General features: G+C 71.4%; 9 protein-coding genes and 2 pseudogenes. 5 read left to right on the top strand and 6 right to left on the bottom strand.

The window, feature by feature from the left end:
- On the top strand, positions 1-259 hold a 259-nt coding region (locus GEV28_RS40950), incomplete at its 5' end, for a response regulator transcription factor (RefSeq protein ID WP_291419580.1).
- Position 260: 1 nt separating this feature from the next.
- Here the strand turns inward: GEV28_RS40950 and GEV28_RS40945 are convergent.
- The 3 genes from GEV28_RS40945 to GEV28_RS40935 all read right to left on the bottom strand — a co-directional run bounded on the left by GEV28_RS40945 (position 261) and on the right by GEV28_RS40935 (position 4730).
- The gene (locus tag GEV28_RS40945; protein WP_367115290.1) at positions 261-1928 is read right to left on the bottom strand and encodes an MFS transporter; all 1668 of its coding nucleotides are present in this window, start codon (positions 1926-1928) and stop codon (positions 261-263) included.
- A 171-nt stretch (positions 1929-2099) separates the two neighbouring features.
- The gene (locus tag GEV28_RS40940; protein WP_291419576.1) at positions 2100-3806 is read right to left on the bottom strand and encodes an AMP-binding protein; all 1707 of its coding nucleotides are present in this window, start codon (positions 3804-3806) and stop codon (positions 2100-2102) included.
- A gap of 90 nt (positions 3807-3896) precedes the next feature.
- Entirely contained in the window at positions 3897-4730 is an 834-nt protein-coding gene (locus tag GEV28_RS40935) for a crotonase/enoyl-CoA hydratase family protein (RefSeq protein ID WP_291419574.1), read from the bottom strand.
- A 181-nt stretch (positions 4731-4911) separates the two neighbouring features.
- On the opposite strand from GEV28_RS40935, the gene GEV28_RS40930 reads away from it, so the two are divergent.
- Positions 4912-5085 (top strand): hypothetical protein, encoded by a 174-nt coding sequence (locus GEV28_RS40930; RefSeq protein WP_291419571.1) that lies wholly within the window; start codon positions 4912-4914, stop codon positions 5083-5085.
- 61 nt (positions 5086-5146) lie between these two features.
- Positions 5147-5695, top strand: a pseudogene (locus GEV28_RS40925) (MFS transporter); the annotation flags it as partial.
- Here GEV28_RS40925 and GEV28_RS40920 read toward each other — a convergent pair.
- Complete coding sequence (locus GEV28_RS40920; RefSeq protein ID WP_291419569.1) at positions 5641-5856, bottom strand: hypothetical protein; 216 nt, start codon at positions 5854-5856, stop codon at positions 5641-5643. The pseudogene GEV28_RS40925 and the gene GEV28_RS40920 overlap by 55 nt on opposite strands.
- A 14-nt stretch (positions 5857-5870) precedes the next feature.
- Here GEV28_RS40920 and GEV28_RS40915 point away from each other — a divergent pair, with 14 nt between their 5' ends.
- Positions 5871-6716, top strand: a complete 846-nt coding sequence (locus GEV28_RS40915; protein ID WP_291419567.1) for an MFS transporter — start codon at positions 5871-5873, stop codon at positions 6714-6716.
- Positions 6688-7317 (top strand): TetR family transcriptional regulator, encoded by a 630-nt coding sequence (locus tag GEV28_RS40910; protein WP_291419565.1) that lies wholly within the window; start codon positions 6688-6690, stop codon positions 7315-7317. The genes GEV28_RS40915 and GEV28_RS40910 overlap by 29 nt, the downstream gene beginning before the upstream one ends.
- A gap of 14 nt (positions 7318-7331) precedes the next feature.
- Here the strand turns inward: GEV28_RS40910 and GEV28_RS40905 are convergent, their stop codons facing one another.
- Complete coding sequence (locus GEV28_RS40905) at positions 7332-7700, bottom strand: DoxX family protein (RefSeq protein ID WP_291419563.1); 369 nt, start codon at positions 7698-7700, stop codon at positions 7332-7334.
- A 68-nt stretch (positions 7701-7768) separates the two neighbouring features.
- Positions 7769-8399: pseudogene (locus tag GEV28_RS40900) on the bottom strand (hypothetical protein); the annotation flags it as partial.

The following is an 8399-nucleotide window of genomic DNA, read 5'->3' as shown; positions in this document are numbered from 1 at the left end:
GCGGGCGCTGGCCGAGCGGGCCAGGATCCCGCTGTCGGCGGCGTTGCCGGACCGGCCGGAGGAGGACCCGCTCGGCCTGACCGCGCGCGAGGCCGAGGTGCTCGACCTGCTGGGGCGCGGCCTGACCAACCCGGAGATCGCCGGCGAGCTGTTCATCTCGACGAAGACGGCGAGCGTCCACGTGTCGAACATCCTGCGCAAGCTCGGTCTGAAGAGCCGCATCCAGGCGGCGGCGCTCGCGCAGCGCCGCCGCGGGTGACTCAGGAGCCGGAGCCGGGGACCGCCGCAGGGGTGGCGGGGTGGTCGCGCACCGGAGCGGTGACCGCATTGTCCCGTCCCTCGCGCGACCGGCCGAACCAGGACGCCGCGGCGGCGATCACGCTCGCCACGATCGCGAACCAGAACGCCACGTGCAGGCCGGCCGAGAACGGCTGCGTCACCAGGCTGGGGAAGAAGCTGTGCCCGGTGAGGAAGCTCGCCTGGTCCGGCGACAGCTGGCCCAGGGACCCACCCAGCAGGTGCTCGATCGGGTTGTAGCCGAGGAATGCCGCGAACAGCACGCCGACGGCCGGGAGGGCGCCGATCTGCTCGGCCTGGGCCGCCGCCACGCCGTGCGCCTCGAGGCCGCCGGTCAGCGTCGCCGGCAGGGTCGTGCTCAGGCCGGCGATGATGAGGCTGAAGAAGATGCCGATGGACAGCACCATGGCCGCGTTCTGGAACGTGGCGGTCATGCCGGCGCCCGCGCCGCGGGCGTTGCCGGGCAGGCTGCTCATGACCTCGGCCCGGTTCGGCGCGGTGAACATGCCCATGCCGATCCCGTTCACCAGCAGCAGCGCGGCGAACACCGGGTAGGAGAAGTTGACGGGCAGCACGGTCAGCGCGAAGAACGTGAGCGCGGTGACGATCATCCCGCCGGTGGTGAAGAACCACGCGCCGCGGCGGTCGGACAGGATCCCGGACAGCGGCGCGGAGATCAGGAACCCGACGGTCATCGGCAGCATGTAGATGCCGGCCCACAGCGGGGTCTCCGCGAAGCTGTACCCGTGCTGCGGCAGCCAGATCCCCTGCAGCCAGATGATCAGGATGAACTGCAGCCCGCCGCGGCCGAGCGAGGCCATCAGGTTCGCGACGTTGCCCAGGCTGTACACCCGGATCTTGAACAGCGACAGGTTGAACAACGGGTTGGCCACGCGCGTCTCGATGACGCCGAACAGCACCAGCACCAGCAGGCCGCCGATGAGCGCGCCGAGCACCCACGGGCTCGTCCAGCCCATCGAGTGGCCGCCGTAGGGCTGCAGGCCGTAGGTGATCGCGACCATCACCGCGATCAGCCCGACCGCGAAGGTGACGTTGCCGGCCCAGTCCATCTTCGCGCGCTGGCGCTGGGCGGTGTCGTGGAGCTTGAGGTAGGCCCAGATCGTGCCGATCACGCCGAACGGGACGGACACGAGGAAGACCCAGTGCCAGTTGATCGGCGCGAGCACGCCGCCGACCACGAGCCCGAGGAACGACCCGGCGATCGCGGCGACGCCGTTGATGCCGAGCGCGAGGCCGCGCTGGTTGGCCGGGAACGCGTCGGTGAGGATCGCACTGGAGTTGGCCATGAGGAACGCGCCGCCGATGCCCTGGACCACCCGCCAGCCGATCAGCCACAGCGCGGCCGCGTCGCCGCTCATCCAGGTGACCGCGAGCAGGATCGACGAGATCGTGAAGATCAGGAAGCCCAGGTTGTACATCCGGGCGCGGCCGTACATGTCCCCCAGCCGGCCGAAGCTCACCACGAGGACCGCGGTGACGATCAGGAAGCCCATGATCATCCACAGCAGGTAGCTGGTGTTCCCCGGATCCAGCGGGTTGATCCCGATGCCCTTGAACACGTCCGGCAGCGCGATGAGCACGATCGAGGAGTTGATCGTGGCGATCAGCATGCCGAGCGTCGTGTTGGACAGCGCGACCCACTTGTACCGCGGCCCCAGCTCTTCGACCGACCGCAACCGCGACAAGTTCGAAACGCCCCCTTCGACAAGGTTCCTCAGCAAGGCTAACCCCAAGTAGTTCACATTGCTAAGGATCCGTGTCGAACCCCACTGCCCCCGAGGTCAGGGCTTCAGGTCGGGGAAGTCGTCGTCGCGGTACTCGCCGGCCACCGTCGCCGCGGCGTCGGCGTGCACCTCGTTCTCCCGGCCGCGCAGCTCGACCCGGCGGATCTTGCCCGAGATCGTCTTCGGCAGCTCGGCGAACTCCAGCCTGCGGATCCGCTTGTACGGCGCCAGTTGCTCGCGCGCGAACGCCAAGATCGAGCGGGCGGTGTCGGCGGTCGGCTCGTGGCCCGCGGCCAGCACGACGTATGCCTTGGGCACCGCCAGCCGGATCGGGTCCGGCGACGGGACGACCGCCGCCTCGGCCACCGCCTCGTGCTCGATCAGCACGCTCTCCAGCTCGAACGGCGAGATCCGGTAGTCCGAGGCCTTGAACACGTCGTCGGCCCGGCCGACGTAGGTGACGTAGCCGTCCGCGTCCCGGGATCCCACGTCCCCCGTGTGGTAGAAGCCGTCGCGCATGGCCTCGCCGGTGCGGCCGTCGTCGTCCGCGTAGCCGACCATCAGGCCGACCGGCCTGCGGGACAGGTCGACGCAGATCTCGCCCTCGTCGCCGGGCACGCCGGAGGCGTCGACGAGCGCGATGCCGAACCCGGGCAGCGCGCGACCCATCGAGCCCGGTTTCACCCGCTGGCCCGGCGTGTTCGCGACCAGCACGGACGTCTCGGTCTGGCCGAAGCCGTCCCGGATCGTCACCTTCCACGCCTTCGAGACCTGCTCGATCACCTCGGGGTTGAGCGGTTCCCCGGCGCCGACGACCTTGGCGGGCGGCGTCCGCAGCTGCGACAGGTCGGCCTGGATCAGCATCCGCCACACGGTGGGCGGCGCGCAGAACGACGTGACGCCGCAACGGTCCATCTGGGACATCAGCGCCCCGGCGTCGAACCGGGTGTAGTTGTGGATGAACACCGTCGACTCGGCGTTCCACGGCGCGAACACGTTGCTCCACGCGTGTTTCGCCCAGCCCGGCGAGGAGATGTTGAGGTGCACGTCGCCCGGCTCGAGGCCGATCCAGTACATGGTGGACAGATGGCCGACCGGGTAGGACACGTGCGTGTGCCGCACCAGCTTCGGCCGCGCGGTGGTGCCGGAGGTGAAGTACAGCAGCAGGGTGTCGCCGGCGGCCGTGGTGCCGTCCGGGGCGAAGTCGGCGGACGCGTCCGCGGAGTCGGCGAAGCTCAGCCAACCCTCGACCGGCTCGCCGACCGCGATCCTGGTGTAGGACCCCGGCACGTCGGCGAACTTCGGGGCGTCCTCGTCCCGCACCACGACGTGCGCGGCGCGGCCGCGGTCCACCCGGTCGCGCAGGTCCGCCGCGCCGAGCAGGGTCGACGCCGGGATCAGCACGACACCGAGCTTCATCGCGGCGAGGATCGTCTGCCACAGCTCACCCTGGTTGCCCAGCATGAGGATCAGCCGGTCGCCACGCCTGACGCCGGCCGCGCGCAGCCAGTTCGCCACCTGGTTGGACCGCCGGGACAGGTCGGCGAAGGTCCACTTCTGCTCCGAGCCGTCCTCCTCGACGATCCACAGCGCGAGCCGGCTCGCCGTCGGCTCACTCGCCGCGACGACGTCGAACCAGTCCAGCGCCCAGTTGAACTCGGTCAGGCTCGGCCAGTCGAACTCCGCACTCGCCCGGTGGTAGTCCTCGCGGTGCTCGAGGAGAAAGTCCCGCGCCGCCCGGAAGTTCTCGGTCGCAGTATTCATGGTTCGCTCCGCTCCTCCACTACTCGCCGCCTTCCTCCGTGCGCTGCTCCTACGTCCAGCCGGTGAACGCTCCGTCGCTCCCGCTCACGCCTACTTTCCCTGGAACTTGGGCGTCCGCCGCTCCAGGAACGCCTGGGCGGCCTCGCCGAGGTCCTCGCTGGGCAGGAACGCCGCGTTCCACGCCGCCACGTACCGCAGGCCGTCCGCCACCTGGTGCTCGCGATGCTGGTCGAGCACGTCCTTGACGCCCTGGACGACGAGCGGCGGGTTGTCGGCGATCTCCCTCGCGAGCTCCCGCGCCGCGGCCAGGACCGCTGACTGGTCCGGGTAGAGGTCGTTGACGAGGCCGATGCGAAGTGCCCGCGCGGCGTCGACGTCCCGGCCGGTGTAGGCGAGCTCGCGCAGGTGCCCCTCGCCGATGATGCCCGCGAGCCGCTGCAGGCTGCCCAGGTCCGCGACGATCGCGACCTTGACCTCGCGGACGCTGAACTTGGCGTCCTCGCTCGCGAGTCGCACGTCCGCGGCGGCGATCACGTCGACCCCACCACCGACGCACCAGCCGGACACGGCCGCGACCACGGGCTTGCGGCACGCGGCGACGGCCGTGACCGCCTTCTGGAGGGTGCGCACCTCGCCGAGGAACCGGGTCCGCGGCGCGGCGAGCGCGTTGCCGCCGAGGAGCTCGCCCCAGGTCGGCATCATCGCGGGCAGGTCCAGACCGTAGGAGAAGTTGGCGCCGCTGCCGGTCAGCACGACCGCGTGCACGTCCGGGTCGGCGTCCAGCGCGCCGAACACCAGTGGCAGCTCCCGCCAGAAGTCCGGGCCCATCGCGTTGCCCTTGCCCGGGCCGAGCAGCATCACCTCGGCGACCCGGTCCGCGATGTCCACCTTCAGCGAGACCAGGTTGTCCAGATCTGCGGTCATGCGCCCCATCCTCACCCAGTCGATGCCGCCCCGCTCACTCCGGTGCGGGCGTTTGTCCTACGCGCAGTATCTCCTACCAGCACGACGAGTTCGCCCGATCGTGGCGGCGCAGGTTTGGCAGTCTGAGCCGGTTCGGCCGTTAACGTCCGGCCCGGGGGAATCTGCACCTTAAGGAGGGCGCGTGACACGCGAGAACGTGATGTCGACGCCGATCTTCGACCAGCTGCTGCGCGAGATGGCCCAGCGGGCGGAGCCGCGCGCCCCGACCGCGCCACCCCCTGAGCCGGAGGAGGCCATGAGCGCACCTGCCGAACAGGCCCGGGCCGGCGCGAGACGCAGACACCGCGCCGATTAGGAGATCACACTAGTCAACCACAAATTGACAGTGTACTTTCATTTCAGAGCCTACTACCGAAATGGAGTTCGCTGTCATGTCTGCTCCAGGGACACGTAGGTGGTGGGCGCTCGGCGCGCTCAGCCTCGTTGTGCTCGCGGTCGCGCTCCCCGCGACCATCCTCAGCGTCGCGCTGCCGACCCTCGCCCCGGCGCTGGGCGCCGACGCCGCCGACCTTCAGTGGTTCGTCTCCGCCTACACGCTCGTGCTCGCCGCGGGCGTGCTGCCGGGAGGCCTGCTCGGCGACCGGTTCGGCCGCAAGAAGATGCTGCTCGTGGCCCTCGTCGGGTACGCGGGCGGCTCGGTGCTCGCCGCCACCTCGACCACGCCGGGCATGTTCATCGCCGCGCAGGCGGTGCTCGGGCTCGGCGCCGCGTTCGTCATCCCGCTCGTCCTGTCCGGGATCGCGGTGCTGTTCACCGCGGAGGAGCGGCCGCGTGCGGTCGGCATCTGGGCCGCGGCCAACTTCGTCGCGCTGCCGCTCGGGCCGATCGTCGGCGGCTGGCTCCTGTCCAACTACTGGTGGGGTTGGGTCTTCCTGATGAACCTGCCGATCATCGTGCTCGCGATCATCGCGGTCGTCATCCTGCTGCCGGAGTCGCGCAGCGAGCGGCCGCCCGCACTCGACCCGGTCGGCATCCTCACCTCGAGCGCCGGGCTCGGCGTGCTGACGTTCGGCCTGGTCCAGGCCGGGCAGGACGGCTGGGGGTCGGCCGGGGCGCTCGGCGGCATGCTCGGCGCTGCTGGTGGTCTTCGCGCTCTGGGAGCGCGCGCTGGAGCACCGGTCCCCCGGCCGCACCCTCGTCGACCTGTCGCTGTTCGGCTCGGCCCGGTTCACCTGGGGCACGATCATCGCCGGGCTGGGGATCTTCGCCTTCTTCGGGCTGATCTTCGTCACCCCGCAGTACTTCCAGGCGGTCCTCGGTACCGACGCGATGGGCAGCGGGATCCGGCTGCTGCCGCTGCTCGGCGGCATGATGGTCGGCGCGGGCCTGGCCGACCGGGTGGCCGCCCGGGTCGGCGCGAAGGTCACTGTCACGGCCGGCTTCCTGGTCCTCGGCGTGGCGCTGATCCTGGCCACCGCGACGACCGCGACGAGCGGGTACGGGCTCGCCGCGACCTGGACCGCGATCGGTGGCCTCGGCGCCGGGCTCGCGCTCGCCACCGCGTCGTCGGCCGCGCTGGCCACGATCTCCGCCGAACGGGCCGGGGTCGCGTCCGCGCTGATGCAGGCGGTGCAGAAGCTCGGCACCCCGCTCGCCGCGGCCATCCTCGGCAGCGTGCTGAACGCCGGCTACAGCGACCGGCTCGACGTGACCGGGTTGCCGGCGCAGGCCGCGAGCGCGGTGCGGGACAGCGTGTACGCCGGGGTCGAGGTGGCCGGCCGGCTCGGGTCGCCGGACCTGCTGCTGGGTGTGCGGACCGCGTTCGTCGACGGGCTGGACCAGATGCTGTGGGTGTCGGCCGGGGTGGCCGCGCTCGGGGTGCTGCTGACCGTCGCCTTCCTGCCGGCGCGAGCGCCCCGGGTGGCCGCCGTGACCGTGGAGCAAGCAGAATCGGGCCATGAGGTCGGCCTCCCAACACAGCGCTGAGGCCCAGCCGGGGACCAAGCCGGCGGGCGGGCTCCGCGAGCGCAAGAAGGCGCGGACGAGGACCGCCATCCAGGCGCACGCGGTCCGGCTGTTCCGCGAGCAGGGCTTCGCGGCCACCACGGTCGAGCAGGTCGCGGAGGCCGCCGAAGTCTCGCCCAGCACGGTGTTCCGCTACTTCGCCACCAAGGAGGACCTGGTCACCACCGACCTGGTCGACCCGGTGATCTTCGCCGCGTTCGAGGAACAACCGCCGGAGCTGAGCCTCGTCCGGGCGTGGCGCGGCGCGCTGCTCGGCTCGTTCGCGAGGCTGACCGACGCCGAGGTGGACACCGAGCGCGGCCGCGGGGTCCTGGCGCTCACGGTGCCGGAGCTGTGGGCGGCCTCGCTCGGCAACATCACCCGGGTCATCGAGACGATGATCGAGATGAGCGCCCGCCGGGTCGGCCGCGAGCCGTCCGACCCCCTGGTGCGGCACACGGTCGGCGCCATGTTCGGTGTGCTGCTCGTCGCCGGGTTCGACTGGATCAAGAACCCGGAGCTGGACATCGTCGCGCTGACCGACGAGGCATTCGACCGGCTCGAGACCGGCATGGTGCTGTAGGGCACCGGCTCCGGTCAGAGGACGGCGAACCGGCCCACCGAGACGAACACGCACACCGCGAGGATCAGCATGTTGGCCGCCACGTTGCGTGGCTCCCGCAGTCGCGAGTGGACGGTCGCGGCCAGGATCATGATCACGCCCAACCCGGTGGCCGCGACCGGCGTGAGCACCGGGGCGATCCCGGTGGCCCACGGCAGGATCAGGCCGGCGACCGCGAACAGCTCGGCGACGCCGGCGGTCCGCATGAACCGCAGCGGCACGATCTTGGCGGAGGTCTGCCCGGTCTCCACCATCCGGTCGAGCGTCTGGGTCGACTTGAGCGCGCCGGACACCGCGAAGAGGAACGCGAGCAGGATCTGCCCCACCCACAAGGTGATGTTCATCGGAGTTCCCCGTTTCTGGTGACTGTGTCTCCTGGACGGGGCCGGGCGGCGGAACGTGACAGGGCATGTCACCTCGCGGCGAGCGTGGCGTTGCGCCCGACCACGACGGCGAGCACCGCGGCCAGCGCGGCGAGCGCGCCCAGCAGCTGGCCGAGCAGCTCGGCGTTCTCCACCGCCTGGGTCAGCGCCAGGATCAGCGAGAGCTGCGCGGCGACCAGCAGCGTCAGCGCGGCCGCGGCGGCCAGTGGCGCGGCCGGCCGCCGCGGCAGCGAGGTGGCCAGCGCGAGCGCGAGCAGCACCATGGCGACGATCGCGCCGGCCAGCACGCCGGTGGCGCCGCGGAGCGCGAAGCTCGTGTTGTACCAGTCGGTCGGGGCGAACGGGCTGAGCGCGAGGTGCATGACGTACCTGGCCTCCGGCCCGACGCCGGCGAGCTCCCCCACGAGCGCCTTGAGCGGCACGAACGCCCCGGCGGCGAGCACGACGGCGCCCGCGGCCTGCCCGGTCGCGATGTGCCCGCGGAGCACCGCCGCCACCGCCGCGACACCGAGCAGGAGCAACGGCAGCACGACGACCGCCGCCGCGGCCAGCGCGCCGTCGTAGGGCAACGCGCCGGTGTAGAGGTAGTCGGGGTTGTAGAGCAGGGAGCCGGCGAACGCGGCGAGCGCGCCGGCGAGGGTGTAGGTGGCCGCGGCGTGG

This window comes from Actinophytocola sp. (assembly GCF_009379765.1).
In the GTDB taxonomy this organism is placed as follows: domain Bacteria; phylum Actinomycetota; class Actinomycetes; order Mycobacteriales; family Pseudonocardiaceae; genus Actinophytocola.
This window is presented reverse-complemented; position numbering and strand designations above follow the sequence as displayed.